General features: G+C 72.8%; 12 protein-coding genes. 4 read left to right on the plus strand and 8 right to left on the minus strand.

Annotated elements, in window-relative coordinates; translation table 11 throughout:
* Positions 1-90: 90 nt before the first annotated feature.
* Positions 91-1,170 carry a succinyl-diaminopimelate desuccinylase gene (dapE, locus tag AB0A61_RS21240; RefSeq protein ID WP_361294144.1) on the minus strand — a complete coding sequence of 360 codons (1,080 nt, stop codon included), beginning with the start codon at positions 1,168-1,170 and terminating at the stop codon, positions 91-93.
* Positions 1,171-1,264: 94 nt separating this feature from the next.
* Here dapE and AB0A61_RS21245 point away from each other — a divergent pair, with 94 nt between their 5' ends.
* Complete coding sequence (locus AB0A61_RS21245; RefSeq protein WP_361294147.1) at positions 1,265-2,245, plus strand: heavy metal transporter; 981 nt, start codon at positions 1,265-1,267, stop codon at positions 2,243-2,245.
* Between the two features lie 308 nt (positions 2,246-2,553).
* Positions 2,554-3,057 carry an ATP-binding protein gene (locus AB0A61_RS21250; protein WP_361294150.1) on the plus strand — a complete coding sequence of 168 codons (504 nt, stop codon included), beginning with the start codon at positions 2,554-2,556 and terminating at the stop codon, positions 3,055-3,057.
* Positions 3,058-3,487: 430 nt separating this feature from the next.
* Here the strand turns inward: AB0A61_RS21250 and AB0A61_RS21255 are convergent, their stop codons facing one another.
* Both AB0A61_RS21255 and fdxA read right to left on the minus strand, forming a co-directional pair.
* Positions 3,488-4,582 carry a bifunctional succinyldiaminopimelate transaminase/glutamate-prephenate aminotransferase gene (locus AB0A61_RS21255; protein WP_361294152.1) on the minus strand — a complete coding sequence of 365 codons (1,095 nt, stop codon included), beginning with the start codon at positions 4,580-4,582 and terminating at the stop codon, positions 3,488-3,490.
* A gap of 120 nt (positions 4,583-4,702) precedes the next feature.
* Entirely contained in the window at positions 4,703-5,023 is a 321-nt protein-coding gene (fdxA, locus tag AB0A61_RS21260) for a ferredoxin (protein ID WP_361294155.1), read from the minus strand.
* A gap of 140 nt (positions 5,024-5,163) precedes the next feature.
* Here fdxA and AB0A61_RS21265 point away from each other — a divergent pair, with 140 nt between their 5' ends.
* Both AB0A61_RS21265 and AB0A61_RS21270 read left to right on the plus strand, forming a co-directional pair.
* On the plus strand, positions 5,164-6,201 hold the full coding sequence (locus tag AB0A61_RS21265; RefSeq protein WP_361294158.1) for a GNAT family N-acetyltransferase: 1,038 nt from the start codon (positions 5,164-5,166) through the stop codon (positions 6,199-6,201).
* Positions 6,202-6,233: 32 nt separating this feature from the next.
* Positions 6,234-7,085, plus strand: a complete 852-nt coding sequence (locus tag AB0A61_RS21270; RefSeq protein ID WP_361294161.1) for a transglutaminase-like domain-containing protein — start codon at positions 6,234-6,236, stop codon at positions 7,083-7,085.
* Between the two features lie 100 nt (positions 7,086-7,185).
* Here the strand turns inward: AB0A61_RS21270 and AB0A61_RS21275 are convergent, their stop codons facing one another.
* From AB0A61_RS21275 to AB0A61_RS21295, 5 genes are all read right to left on the minus strand, one after another.
* Positions 7,186-7,800 (minus strand): response regulator transcription factor, encoded by a 615-nt coding sequence (locus AB0A61_RS21275; RefSeq protein WP_361294164.1) that lies wholly within the window; start codon positions 7,798-7,800, stop codon positions 7,186-7,188.
* Complete coding sequence (locus AB0A61_RS21280; RefSeq protein WP_361294378.1) at positions 7,797-8,981, minus strand: histidine kinase; 1,185 nt, start codon at positions 8,979-8,981, stop codon at positions 7,797-7,799. Before AB0A61_RS21280 ends, AB0A61_RS21275 begins: the two co-directional genes overlap by 4 nt.
* A gap of 5 nt (positions 8,982-8,986) precedes the next feature.
* A complete protein-coding gene (locus AB0A61_RS21285; protein ID WP_361294167.1) occupies positions 8,987-9,727 on the minus strand; it encodes an ABC transporter permease in 741 nt (246 codons plus the stop codon).
* Positions 9,724-10,653 (minus strand): ABC transporter ATP-binding protein, encoded by a 930-nt coding sequence (locus AB0A61_RS21290; protein WP_361294170.1) that lies wholly within the window; start codon positions 10,651-10,653, stop codon positions 9,724-9,726. The genes AB0A61_RS21285 and AB0A61_RS21290 overlap by 4 nt, the downstream gene beginning before the upstream one ends.
* Positions 10,654-10,790: 137 nt before the next feature.
* Positions 10,791-13,025 (minus strand): hypothetical protein, encoded by a 2,235-nt coding sequence (locus AB0A61_RS21295; protein WP_361294172.1) that lies wholly within the window; start codon positions 13,023-13,025, stop codon positions 10,791-10,793.
* Between the last annotated feature and the right edge of the window lie 90 nt (positions 13,026-13,115).

Here is a 13,115-nt window from a genome sequence, read left to right on the forward strand (position 1 = left end):
CAGCGTAGATCCGCGCGGGTTACGGAGGGGGGACCTGCGCATGTCCGCCGTGGAGCGCCACGTCCCAGCCCTGCACCGGTCGGGCTCCGGTCAGCGCGTGAGCCAGGTCCTCAGGCGCTCCTCCCCCGCCAGGATCACGGCGGTCTCCACCCGTTCGTCCCGTTTGTGCGCCAGGAGCGGGTTTCCGGGACCGTAATTGACCGCCGGGACGCCCAGCGACGAGAAACGCGCCACGTCCGTCCAGCCGTACTTCGGCCGCGGGGTGCCGCCGACCGCCTCGATGAACGCCACCGCGGCCGGGTGGTTCAGGCCCGGCAGCGCTCCGCCGCTGTGGTCGTCCACGACGAACTCCGCCACCCCGCAGTCCGCGAAGACCTCGCGGACGTGGGCAATGGCCTCCTCCTTCGTACGGTCCGGGGCGTAGCGGAAGTTGACGGTCACGACGCACTCGTCGGGGATGACGTTGCCCGCCACGCCGCCCGAGATGCCCACCGCGTTGAGGCCCTCGCGGTACTCCAGGCCGTCGATCACCGGGTACCGCGGCTTGTAGTCCGCCAGCCGGTCGAGGATCGGGGCGGCCGCGTGGATGGCGTTCGAACCCATCCAGCCGCGTGCCGAGTGGGCCCGCTCCCCCTTGGTCCGCAGCAGCACCCGCAGCGTGCCCTGGCAGCCGCCCTCGACCTGGCCGTCGGAGGGCTCCAGCAGGACGGCGAAGTCGCCCCGGAGCCATTCCGGGTGTGCCTCGGCCACGTACTTGAGGCCGTTCAGCTCGGCCGCGACCTCCTCTTTGTCGTAGAAGACGAAGGTCAGGTCGCGGTTGGGAGCCGGGACCGTGGCCGCGATGCGCAGTTGCACCGCGACGCCCGACTTCATGTCGCAGGTGCCGCAGCCCCACAGGACCCCGTCCTCGTCCAGCCGCGAGGGCACGTTGTCCGCGATCGGCACGGTGTCGATGTGGCCGGCGAGGATCACGCGCTCGGAGCGGCCCAGGTTCGTGCGGGCGACGACGTTGTTGCCCAGGCGGTCGACCGTCAGGTGCGGGAGCGCGCGCAGCGCCGTCTCGATCGCGTCGGCCAGTGGCTTCTCGCTGCCGCTCTCCGAGGGGAAGTCGACGAGCTGCGCGGTGAGGCGCGCGGCGTCCAGGGTGAGGTCAAGCGTGGTATCGGCCATGGCGTCGACCCTAACGCGCCGAACCTTCCTCAGGCCGCCGCGCATTGTCCACACCGGGCTCAACCGCCCCAGCAGCCTCCAGTACCTTGTAGGCGTGCCAGAGCCGTCCCCCACCCCCAAGCGACACGGCCGCCTCCTCCGGTTCGGGGCGGCCCTCGTGGTCCTGCTCGCCGTCGCGGGCTACCTCACGGTGCAGTACCTCACCGGTGGCACGGGAGCTCCGGGCTGCAAGGTCGTCTCCGGCAAGGGCGACGGCGCGTCCTACGAGTTCACCCCGGAGCAGGCGGTGAACGCGGCGACGATCGCGGCCGTCGGCACCGGGCGCGGCATGCCCGAGCGGGCCGTGACCATCGCGCTGGCGACCGCCCTGCAGGAGTCGGGCCTGCGCAACATCCAGCACGGCGACCGGGATTCCCTGGGTCTGTTCCAGCAGCGGCCGTCACAGGGCTGGGGCACGCCGAAGGAGATCATGGACCCGACGTACGCGTCGGGCGTCTTCTACGAGCACCTGGCCAAGGTGCCCGGCTACTCGCGGCTGCCGCTCACCGTGGCCGCACAGCGCGTGCAGCGCAGCGGCTTCCCGCAGGCGTACGCCAAGCACGAGCCGGACGCCGTGCTGCTGGCCGCGGCCCTCACCGGGCGCTCCGCGGCGACGCTGACCTGCTCGGGGCGACCGGCCGCGACACGGGCCATGGGTGCGGACGCGGTGCGGGCCGCGCTCGTACGGGACTTCGGACGGGACGTGGTGCAGGAGGCCGGTGCGGAAGTCGGGGACGGCGCCTCGCCGACGCCCACGACGAGCACGGCCTCGGGCGCCGAGGAGCGGACGGTGACGCTGCCGGTGCCGGCCGACACCGGGACCGCCGGTGCCGGGCGCAGTGCCGGGCAGCGCGGCTGGCAGCTCGCGCACTGGGCGGTGGCCAATGCCACCGCGCTGCACATCCAGCGGGTCTCGTTCGCGGGGCGGGAGTGGACCGCCGGCATCACCGACAGCCGGTGGCGCGCGACCGGAGCCGACAGCTCCGGCGGGGCGGAAAGGGACTCGACCGCCGTCCGTATCGTCACCGCGCATTAGTGCGGGCTTTCACCCGGCGGGGTTATGTGCGGCATGCCGAGTCGGCCATGCGGGCAGGTATTCGCGGGGTCCCCCGGTCGGCGCCGAACCCTTGGGAAACAAGGGGCCGTAAGGATTCGGCAGTCTTTCACGCCGGGTATTGTTTGCCCGTTTTTATCCACAGCCGATAATGCGACGCATTGCCAACTCTTTACGCTGGTGCGCCGCAACCTTCGCGGGCTTCGAGCGGTAGTCACTGCGTCCGAGCCCGGTCGAGCAACTTCCGGGCAAGGCAGCACACTTCACGTTCCCTCCGTCGAAGGAGCAACATGTCCCTCCCCCTGACCCGTCGGATCGCCCGTGCCGCGCTGCTCGTCGCTGCGGGAGCGGCCGCCGGGGTCGGTGCGGCCGGCTCCGCCAGCGCGGCCACCGAGCTGCCCGCCACCCCGAACCTGAGCGGGCTGTCCGCCCTGGACGGGGCCAGCGTCGGCAACAGCGTCGACGGCACGGCGCAGCACGTCACCGGGGTCGCGGGCGACGCCGGCGGCAAGGCGGTCAAGCAGACGCTGCCGACCGCGGGCAAGACCGGTGGCAAGGTCGTGAAGAAGGCGGCGCCTGCCGCGCAGAAGGCGGCCGGGGACACGGCCGGGGTGGCCGGGGGCATCCTCGGCGACACCGCCCAGACGGCGACGCAGAACGCACTGCCGGCGGACCCGATGGCCAAGCACGGGCTGCCGACGGACTCGGTGGCCAAGCACGGACTGCCGGCGCAGAATCTGCCGGCGCAGGCTCTGCCGGTGAAGGGTCTGCCGGTGAAAGGTCTGATCGGCTGAGGCCGACCGAGGCAGCGGACGGGGTCCAGGGTGCACCTGGGCCCCGTCGGTCTGTCCGGGCACCTGCGCCTGCCGGCGCGGGGCCCGCGCCCGCGCCGGCAGGCACAGGACCCACATCCGCATCGGCAGGCGCGCGGGGCCAGGCCCGCGCCGGCAGACGCAGGGGCCAGGCCCGCGCCGGCAGACGCAGGGCCCATGCCCGCGCCGGCAGGCGCGCGGGACCCATGCCCGCGCCGACCAGCGCAAGGCCCGCGCCCGCGCCGGCAGGCACAGGACCCACGTACGCATCGGCAGGCGCAGTGCCCACGTCCGCGCCGACCAGCGCAAGGCCCGCGCCCGCGTCAGCAGGCGCAGGCCCCATGTCCGCATCGGCAGGCGCGCGGGGCCGCGGGCCGTGCGGCACGGCGGGTGCTGGGGTGGCGGGCGGCGGTTACGCCAGCCTCTCCACCGCCGCCCGGATCCGCTCGTCCGTCGCGGTCAGGGCCACGCGTACGAACTTCTCGCCCGCCTCGCCGTAGAAGTCGCCCGGAGCCACCAGGATGCCGCGTTCGGCCAGGTCGGCGACCGTGGTCCAGCAGGACTCGTCCCTCGTGGCCCACAGGTAGAGGCTGGCCTCGCTGTGCTCGATGCGGAAGCCCTGGCGGAGCAGGGCCTCGCGCAGGGCCGTGCGGCGGGCGGCGTACCGGTCCCGCTGCTCCCGGACATGGGCGTCGTCGCCCAGGGCCGCCACGACCGCCGCCTGCGTCGGCGACGACGTCATCATGCCGCCGTGCTTGCGGATCTCCAGCAGGGGCCCCAGCACGGCCGGGTCGCCGGCCAGGAAGGCGGCGCGGTAGCCGGCCAGGTTCGAGCGCTTGGAGAGGGAGTGGACGGAGACGATGCCCTCGTACGAGCCGCCGTTCACGTCGGGGTGAAGGACCGAGACCGGGTCCGCCTCCCAGCCCAGCTCGATGTAGCACTCGTCGGAGAAGACCAGGACACCGTGCTCGCGCGCCCAGGCCACGATCCGGGTCAGCTCCGCCTTGCCCAGCACGCTGCCCGTCGGGTTCGACGGGGAGTTCAGCCACAGGAGCTTCAGATTCGTGGGGTCCAGCTCCGTCGGGTCGTCGTAGACCTCGTGGTCCGCCCGGGCCAGGCGGGCGCCGACCTCGTACGTGGGGTAGGCCAGGCGCGGGTAGGCGACCTTGTCGCCGGGGCCGAGGCCCAGCTGGGTGGGGAGCCAGGCCACCAGTTCCTTGGAGCCGACGATCGGCAGCACGTGGCGGTGGGTGACGTTCCGGGCGCCAAGGCGGCGCTCGACCCAGCCGGTGATCGCGTCGCGCAGTTCGGGCGTCCCCCAGACGGTCGGGTAACCCGGGGAGTCGGCCGCGGCGATCAGAGCCTTCTGGATCAGCTCGGGGACCGGATCGACCGGGGTCCCGACGGACAGGTCGACGATTCCGTGCGGATGTGCGGCGGCCGTCCTCTTGTACGGCTCCAGCTTGTCCCAGGGAAAGGTGGGAAGCCGGTCGGAGACTGCGGACACGGGAATCAGGCTCACTTTCTGGTACGGCAAACGCCTCGGTCCCGTGCGGCCGTCGGAGCGCTCGAAGGCGATCAGGCCGTACGGGACCGAGGCGGCGCGGTGTTGCGGGCCGCTTACGGGTTACTCGCCCTGCGGCGGCAGCGCGGCGATCAGCGGGTGGTCGCGCTCGATCAGGCCCAGCTTGCTGGCACCGCCCGGCGAGCCCAGCTCGTCGAAGAACTCGACGTTCGCCTTGTAGTAGTCCTTCCACTCCTCCGGGACGTCGTCCTCGTAGAAGATCGCCTCGACCGGGCAGACCGGCTCACAGGCTCCGCAGTCGACGCATTCGTCCGGGTGGATGTACAAGGACCGCTGGCCCTCGTAGATGCAGTCGACCGGGCACTCCTCGATGCACGCCTTGTCCTTCACGTCGACACAAGGCTGCGCGATGACGTAGGTCACGCTGTCGTTCCTCCTCGATAGGGCGCTGGCGGGCCTCCACAGGCTCCGCCGCCTGGCGCGCGGGAGCGCGGCGTCGTCGATGCCCGCCCCTAGTATCTCCGTTCTTGGGCATGATCCGAACAGGAGGGGTGAACTGACCTGTGGAAATCTCTGCGACGGGGCGCCTTGAGGTCCGTATCACCGCTGCTGACGTGGGCAAACGAGTCTCCGTACGGCGCTTGAGCGAACCTGGAGCACCGGGTGAGAAGTTCACCGACACGGTGGGTGTTCTCACATCATGGAACGACGGTGTGCTGCTGATCACACAGAAGAACGGGGAGGTCGTCCAGATTCCGGAATCCTCCCTGGTCGCGGGCAAGGTGGTGCCCGCGGCCCCGGCGCGCCGCCGGGGGCCGGCCGCCTCGTACGAGGAGCTCGCGCGCGTCGCCGCACGGGCCTGGCCGCCGGTGCGGAGCGAGCGGCTGGGCGAGTGGGAGCTGAGGGCGGCCGGCGGGTTCACCCGGCGGGCCAATTCCGTCCTGCCGCTCGGCGATCCCGGGCTCCCCCTCGACGAGGCGCTGGTCGCCGTACGACGCTGGTACCGCGAACGCGGGCTGCCCGCGTACATCCAGACCGCCACCGGCGCCGAGGGCACACAGGAACTGCTGTGCGCGGAGCTGGAGCGGCGGGGCTGGGTGCGCGAGGTGACCGCGGAACTGTGGATCGGGGCACTCGCACCGGTCGCCGACCGGGCCGGGGGCTCCGGGGTCGTGCTGTCCCGCACGGCCGACGAGGCGTGGCTTGCCCGGTACCAGCGCAAGGGGGTGAGCGAGGTGGCCCTCAAGGTGCTGGCCGGCGGTCCCTCGGTGTGGTTCGCGACCGTGCCCGGTGCGCCCGGGCAGGCGCCCACCGCGATCGGGCGGTGTGTCGTCGACGGGCGGTGGGCCTCCTTCGCCGCGGTCGAGGTGGATCCCGGACAGCGTCGGCGGGGGCTGGCCACCGAGGTGATGGCCGCACTCGCCCGTCAGGCGCTCGACGAAGGCGCGTCGGCCGCCTGGCTGCAGGTCGAGACGGACAACGCCGGGGCGCGGGCGCTGTACGCCGGGATGGGCTTCGCGCCGCACCACACGTACCACCACTACCGCGAACCGGGGACGAATCCGGGGACGGAACCCGGAACCTCCGGCGCCGACCGGTAGTAGCGATCGCCGTGAAAGGGCACGAGCCAGATATGCGTCGCCCCTGTCCCCCATCGCCCGAGCGGTCCGCCGAGCTGCGCCGGCGGTTCGCCGAGGAGGCGCGCTCGGAGCGGCCCGACCTCTCGGCGCTGTGCCTGCTGGTGGGCGCGGAGGCGGACGGGACGCTGGACGAGGCGGGCATGGACGCGGCGCAGATGGAGCTGGACCGGCTGGCGGGGCAGTTGCCGTACCGGCCGGGCGACCCGCGTGCCTGGGCGCAGGCGCTGTGCGAGCTGCTCGGCGAGCGGTACGGGTTCCGCGGCTGTGCCGCGGACTACCAGCGCCTGGAGTCCTCGCTGCTGCACCGGGTGCTGCTGCGTCGGCGCGGGCTGCCCATCCTGCTGTCGGTGGTGTGGATGGAGGTCGCGCGGCGGGCGGGGGCGCCGGTGTACGGGGTGGCACTGCCCGGGCACTTCGTGATCGGCTTCGGAACGGCGGAGGAGCAGGTGCTCGCCGATCCGTTCGACGGCGGACGGGTGCTGACGGGAGCGGACGCGGAGCTGCTGGTCGTGGGGGCGACCGGCGCGCCGTTGCATCCGTCGATGCTCGTGCCCGCCGCGCCGCTGGAGGTGGTGCTGCGGATCCTGAACAACATCCGGGCGTGGGCCACGGCCCGGCCCGAGCGGTCGGACGTGGCGCTGTGGGCGGTCGAGCTGTCACTGCTGCTGCCGTCGCACCCGGCGCGGTTGCGCTACGAGCGGGCGCAGGTGCTGGTGCAGCGGGGGAACTTCGTCGAGGGGGCCGCGGAGCTCGATGCGTACGCCGAGGTCGTGGCGGAGGTGGATGTGATGACCGCCGAGCGGGTGCGGGGGATGGCGCGGGCGGCGCGGGCGCGGCTCAACTGAGGGCTGCGTTCGCCCCAGCGCCGTAGGGGTTCCGCCGGTCGGGCGGGTGCGGGGTGCGTCGTGGCTTTTCGCGCAGTTCCCCGCGCCCCTGCAGGGCAGGCTAGAGCCACCCCTTCTCGCGGGCGATCCGTACCGCTTCCGTTCGGTTGCGGACCGCGAGTTTCTGGATGGCTGTCGAGAGGTAGTTGCGCACCGTGCCCTGGGACAGGTGGAGGGCGGCGGCGAGTTCCGCGTTGGTGGAGCCGTCGGCCGCGGCGCGCAGGACCTCGCGTTCGCGGTCGGTCAGGGGGTTGGCGCCCTCGGCCAGGGCCGCGGCGGCCAGGGTGGGGTCGATGACCCGCTCGCCCGCGAGGACCTTGCGCACCGCTTCGGCGAGTTGGGCGGCCGGGGCGTCCTTGACCAGGAAGGCGTCGGCGCCCGCCTCCATGGCGCTGCGCAGGTAGCCGGGGCGGCCGAAGGTGGTCAGGACGACCAGCTTGACGGCGGGCACCTCCTTGCGGAGCCGCGCGGCCGCCTCGATGCCGGTACAGCCGGGCATCTCGATGTCCAGCAGGGCCACGTCCACGCCGTGCGCGCGTGCCGCCGCCAGCACCTCGTCCCCGCGTGCCACTTGGGCGACGACCTCGATGTCGTCCTCGAGGCCGAGCAGGGCTGCCAGTGCCTCACGGACCATCGACTGGTCCTCGGCGAGGAGGACCTTGATCGTGCTGCTCATGCCCGGGATCCTATGTGGACCGGGACACCGGTTGGGACGCGGGCGACGAGACGGAAGCCCTGCCCGGCCCGGCCGGCCTCCAGCATTCCGCCCGCCTTCTCGAGGCGTTCGGTCAGGCCGGTCAGGCCGTTGCCGGGTGCGCTGCCGGAGCCGCCCGAGCCGTTGTCCTCCACGGACAGTTCCAGCACCGGCCCGTCCAGGGTCTGGCGGCGCACCACCTCCACGACGCAGCGCCGGGCGCCGCTGTGCCGTACGACGTTGGTGACCGCCTCGCGCAGCGCCCAGGCCAGGGCGGACTCGCTCTCCTGCGGGATGCCGGTGAGGTCGGGTTCGGTGGGCAGTTCGGCGGTGACCCCGGCGGCCGTCAGGGCGACCTGGGCACCGGCGAGTTCGGCGGACAGGCGGGGGCGGCGGTAGCCGGTGACGGCCTCGCGCACGTCGACGAGGGCCTGACGGCTGACCTGTTCGATGTCGGCGACCTGCTGGGCGGCCTTGTCGGGATGGCCGGGGAGCATCCGGCCGGCCAGCTCGCTCTTCAGGGTGATCAGGGAGAGCGAGTGGCCGAGGAGGTCGTGCAGGTCACGGGCCAGGCGCAGCCGCTCCTCGTTGGCGGCGAGCTGGGCCACGGTGGCCCGGGCCTGGCGCAACTCCACCGTGGTCCGCACCAGTTGGCCCACGCCGGTCATCGCGAAGCCGATCAGCACCACCAGCAGGAACAGGCTCTTCGCCTCCTCCACGTCGGTGCGCAGGCCGACCAGCATCAGCACGGCGCCGGTCGCCGGGACCGCCCAGTACGCCGCCCGGACCGGCAGGGTCGCCCCGCAGGCGACGGAGACGTAGCAGAAGAGGCCGAGCCAGGCCGGTCCCAGCGTGAGGCACAGGACGACGGCCAGTACCCCGAGGAAGGCGACCAGGACGGCGATCACGGGTCCCGGGAACGGCCTGCCCATGTTCCTGAAGACCAGCGCCAGGTAGGCCCCGACGAAGACCGCCAGGCCCACCGAGCCGGCCGCCGTGCCCGCGGGCGTGTGGCGGCCGGCGACCAGGTCGTGGACCGGGGCGCTGAGGAAGACCAGCCACACACCGATCCAGATCAGCTTGCGCAGCAGTTCCCGCCGGTTGCTCGGGGGCTGCCCCATGCGCATCAGGTGCTGGGGGTCTTCCGACTCGTCCTCGGTCATGGTGCTCACGCCTTCAGCGTGTCCTTCCGGTACAGCCAGGCCGCGCCGCCCGCGAACAGGGCGAAGAAGACGGCGAGGATGGCGATGTCCTTGGCGTGCGGGGCCTGGCTCTGTTCGATGGCCTGCCCGAGAGCAGCGTACGCGTGCGTGGGGAGCCACTTGGCGATGTTCTGCAGCCACTGCGGGAAGGTGGTCGCAGGCATCCACAGGCCGCCGAGCATCGACAGGCCGAAGTAGATGATCATCGTGATGGGGCGGACCGCGTCGCCGGTGGCGAGGTAGCCGATGGCGACGCCGAGTGCGGCGAAGACGAGGCTGCCGGCCCAGATCGCCCCGGTGAGGGCGAGCCACTGCCAGGCGTCCAGTCGTACGTGCTTCACGGCCGCGGCGACGACGAAGACGATGACGATCGACGGCAGACTGACCACGGCGGCGCTGGCGGTCTTGGCGAGGACGTAGCCGCGGCCCGGCAGGGTGGTCAGGCGCAGCTGCCGTACCCAGCCGCTCTCGCGCTCCTTGGCGATGCGCTCGCTGTTGCCCATGAGCACGGCGGTCAGGGCGCCGAAGGAGGCCATGGAGACCATCATGTACGTCGGGATGGTCAGACCGGTGCCGTCGACCTTGGTGACGCTGTCGGCCTTGCCGGCGATGAGCAGGAACAGGACCGAGGGGTAGAGCACGGAGAAGATCAGGAACTTGCGGTTGCGCAGGGCGCGGGCGAGTTCGAGCTTGATCAGGCTGTTCACGACTGCTTGGCCTCCTCGGCCTCGGTGATGGCGACGAAGGCCTGCTCCAGGCCGAGCCCGGCGACTTCCAGGTTGCGGGGGTAGACGCCGAGCCCGTAGAGGGCGTGGACGGTCGCGTCGGCGTCGGCGGACTGGATGCGGACGGTCTGGCCGGAGACGTCGATCGAGCTCAGGAAGGGCAGGCCGCGCAGGGCGGTCTCGTCGATCCTGCCCTCCAGGTCGAAGCGGACGCTGCGGGCGCCCGCCTTCGCCTTGATCTCGGCGGCCGTGCCGTCGGCCAGCAGCCGGCCCCGGTGCAGCACCAGCACGCGGTCGGCGATGGCGTCGGCCTCTTCCAGGTAGTGCGTGGCGAACAGCACCGTACGTCCCTGGTCGGCCTGTTCGCGCATGGTGGCCCAGAAGGCCTGGCGGGCGGAGACGTCCATGCCGGTGGTCGGCTCGTCCAGGACGATCAGGTCGCTGTCGCCGGCGGTGGCGAGGGCGAAGCGGACGCGCTGGGCCTGGCCGCCGGAGAGCTTGTTGACCTTGCGGTCGGCGATCTGGGAGATGCCGGCCCGGGCCAGCACGTCGGTGACCTTGTACCGCTTGGGGTGCAGGTCGCAGGCGAGCCGCACCAGCTCGGCGACGGAGACGTCCTCCATCAGCCCGCCGCTCTGCAGCATCGCGCCCACGCGGCCGGCGACGATCGCCTCGCGCGGGCTGGTGCCGAAGACGCCGACCGTGCCGCTGTCGGCCTGCTTGAGGCCGAGCAGCAGGTCGAGGGTGGTGGACTTGCCGGCGCCGTTCGGTCCCAGCAGGGCCACGGTCTCCCCCGGGTGCAGGGCGAGCGTCAGCCCGTCCACGGCCCGTACGTTTCCGTAGCTCTTGGTCACCTGGTCGAACCCCACCACCGTGGTCGCGGTGGTGGTCTCCGCTGTCGTTGTCATGACCCCCATCCTGGCCGCGCGGCCGGGATGCCCGGCAGTGTCGGCGGTCCCGACTGCCGGATGACAGATGTCATATGCGCGACATGACACGCGAGAGGCCGGCCGGTACGGCACCGGCCGGCCTCTCGTGTGCGGTGTTACTGGCTTGGGTTGTCTGCGCCGATGACGCCCACGCGGTTGGTGGTGCTCTTCAGGGCCGTACGCAGGGCGTCGATCACGTCGGTGACCGTGACGGCGGTCTTCTGGCCGGTGCCCCGGGTGAGGAGCACGCCGTCGAAGGTGCTGCCGTAGAGCTCCTTGAGGGCCGCCTGGTTGTAGTACTCGACGAGTTTGCCGTCAATGGCCTTGACGCCGAGGAACTTCCACAGCGACTTCTGCGGGCTGAACGCCACCGAGTGCAGCCCGTCGGCGGTCTTCACCGTGACCTTCCCGGACATCGCCGGTTCGGCGAACGTCTTCATCATCCGGTCGACCTCCGCGTTGGAGACCGTCGGCTGACGGGTGGTGGTGGGCAGGCTCACCGGTCCGGCCGTGCCCGTCTCCACCTCGGTGCGGTACGCCTGCTGGACCGTCTTGACGGACTGGGCGACGTCGATGCCCTTGCCCGTCCTGCCGTAGACGGCGACGGCCTTGCCGGGCTGGAACTTGATGGTGCCGTCGGACGTCGAACCGCCGCCCGGGACGTTCTGCAGGGCGACCTGCAATTTCTCCTCGTCGGTCGGCATGACCGGGTCGACCGCCCGGTGGTTGCCGAACAGCGAGCCGATCACGGAGATCGGGTTGTAGTCGCTCTTCGCCGCCGCGCTGGCCGTCTGCTGGGTGTCGAACTGGAGCCCGGCCTGGTTCGGCTTGAGTGTGACGGTCCTGCCCTCGACCGACAGCTTCAGCGGCGCGTTCACCCGGCCGCCGAAGGCGTCGTCGAGCTTCTTGACCGCGTCGTCGCGGGTGCCGCCGCCGATGTCGACACCGAGCACCGTGGTGCCCTTGGGCACGTCGGAGTGGTTCATCAGCAGCCCGGCGCCGTAGGCGACACCGGCGACGATGATCACGCCGCCGCCGAGCAGGGGCAGCTTGCCGCGGCCCTTCTTTTTCTTCGGCGCCCGGGCGGCCGCGGTGCCGCTCTTCGGGGTCGGCTCGGGCAGCTTCGGGGGTGTGTGCGGCACCGGCCCGTCGGTGCCGGCGCCCGCCCCGAACGGCGAGTTGGTGCCGGACGGGATGACGGGGATGCCGCTTGTGACGGTGTGCCCGGAGATGTTGTCCGGACGGGCGCCGTAGCCGGGCGTGCCCGGCTCGGGGGCCGGCTGCTGCGGGGTCAGGACCGCGGTGTCGTCGCTCATGCCGCCGGGACGTGCGGTGGGCGCACCGGGAGCCCCGCCCGGGCCGCTCGCGGCCGCGCCGCCGACGGGCGGCAGCAGCGGCCCGTCGCCGGTGACGGGACCGCCGGTCGGTCCCGCGGGTCCCTGCGGGCCGCCCGGACCGCCGTGGGCCCCCGGCCCGTTGAAGCCGCTGGGACCGCTGGGGCCGCCCTGACCGCCGTAGCCGCGCTGGTCGTTCTGGCCGGCCCGGCCGTGTCCGCTCTCCGAGAAGTACGGCAGGTCGTCGCGGCGCGGCTCGCCACCGGAGCGCGAGTCGTCGGCACCCGGGCCGTCGGAACGCGACCGGCCGGAACGCGGGCCCGCCGCCAGCGCCTCGGTGACGTCGAAGGAGCCGGTGCCGCCGCCGTGGCCCGGGGCGACCGGGCCGCCGGTGGCACCGGGCAGCCCGGCGCCGTTGGTCGAGCCCGTCCGGGCGCCGCCCGGCACGTTCATGGCGCCGAGCACGCCTCCGGGGCGGCCGGCGCCCGGACGGGTACCGCCGGAAGCGCCCGTGCCGGAGGAGCCCGGGCCCAGGGAGCCGGAACCGGCACCCGAGCCGGCCGCAGGTGTGCCCGAAGCGCCGGGCAGCCCGGCGCCGTTGGTGGAGCCGCCGCCCTGGCCGCCCTGGCCCGGCGTCGACTTGCGCGGCGCGAACCAGTCGCTGGTCGGCTTCTCCTCGGCGGGTGCCGCGGGCTCGGCGGGCGGCTCGACGGTGCCGGTGGAGCCGGTGGCGGCCGGCGCCTGCCGGTCGCCGCCGTCCTCACCCGCGCCCTCGGCGTCCGTCACGGGTTTGCGCACGACGACCGGCGGAATCGGCCGGGATCCCGGGATGTTGATCCGGATCCGGGTCGTCAGCGTGGTCTCGGTCTTGCGTTCCTCCGGCTGCGTGGCCGAACGCCCGGCGTCCGTACCGCCGTCGGAGACCGCCGGGATGCCGTACGGCGGGGTCCCCGAGGGGTAAGCGGCTCCGCCGCGCCCGTTGGGCCCGGAGGACGGAGTGTCAGTTTCACGACTCAAGGCAGGTTCTCCCGGTTGGCTCCGCCGCCCGACACGACCTCAGACGGTGGGGTTCCCCCCGGCGCTCGAGCAGAGCCGAGAGCCAGGGGG

It is taken from the genome of Streptomyces sp. NPDC046197 (assembly GCF_040646295.1).
Lineage (GTDB): Bacteria > Actinomycetota > Actinomycetes > Streptomycetales > Streptomycetaceae > Streptomyces.

Excerpts from the sequence above, each read along its gene's own strand:
- dapE (WP_361294144.1), bottom strand. The coding sequence starts at position 1,170 with ATGGCCGATACCACGCTTGACCTCACCCTGGACGCCGCGCGCCTCACC.
- AB0A61_RS21270 (WP_361294161.1), top strand. The coding sequence starts at position 6,234 with ATGCGTCGCCCCTGTCCCCCATCGCCCGAGCGGTCCGCCGAGCTGCGC.
- AB0A61_RS21275 (WP_361294164.1), bottom strand. The coding sequence starts at position 7,800 with ATGAGCAGCACGATCAAGGTCCTCCTCGCCGAGGACCAGTCGATGGTC.
- AB0A61_RS21250 (WP_361294150.1), top strand. The coding sequence starts at position 2,554 with ATGTCCCTCCCCCTGACCCGTCGGATCGCCCGTGCCGCGCTGCTCGTC.
- AB0A61_RS21280 (WP_361294378.1), bottom strand. The coding sequence starts at position 8,981 with ATGACCGAGGACGAGTCGGAAGACCCCCAGCACCTGATGCGCATGGGG.
- AB0A61_RS21290 (WP_361294170.1), bottom strand. The coding sequence starts at position 10,653 with ATGACAACGACAGCGGAGACCACCACCGCGACCACGGTGGTGGGGTTC.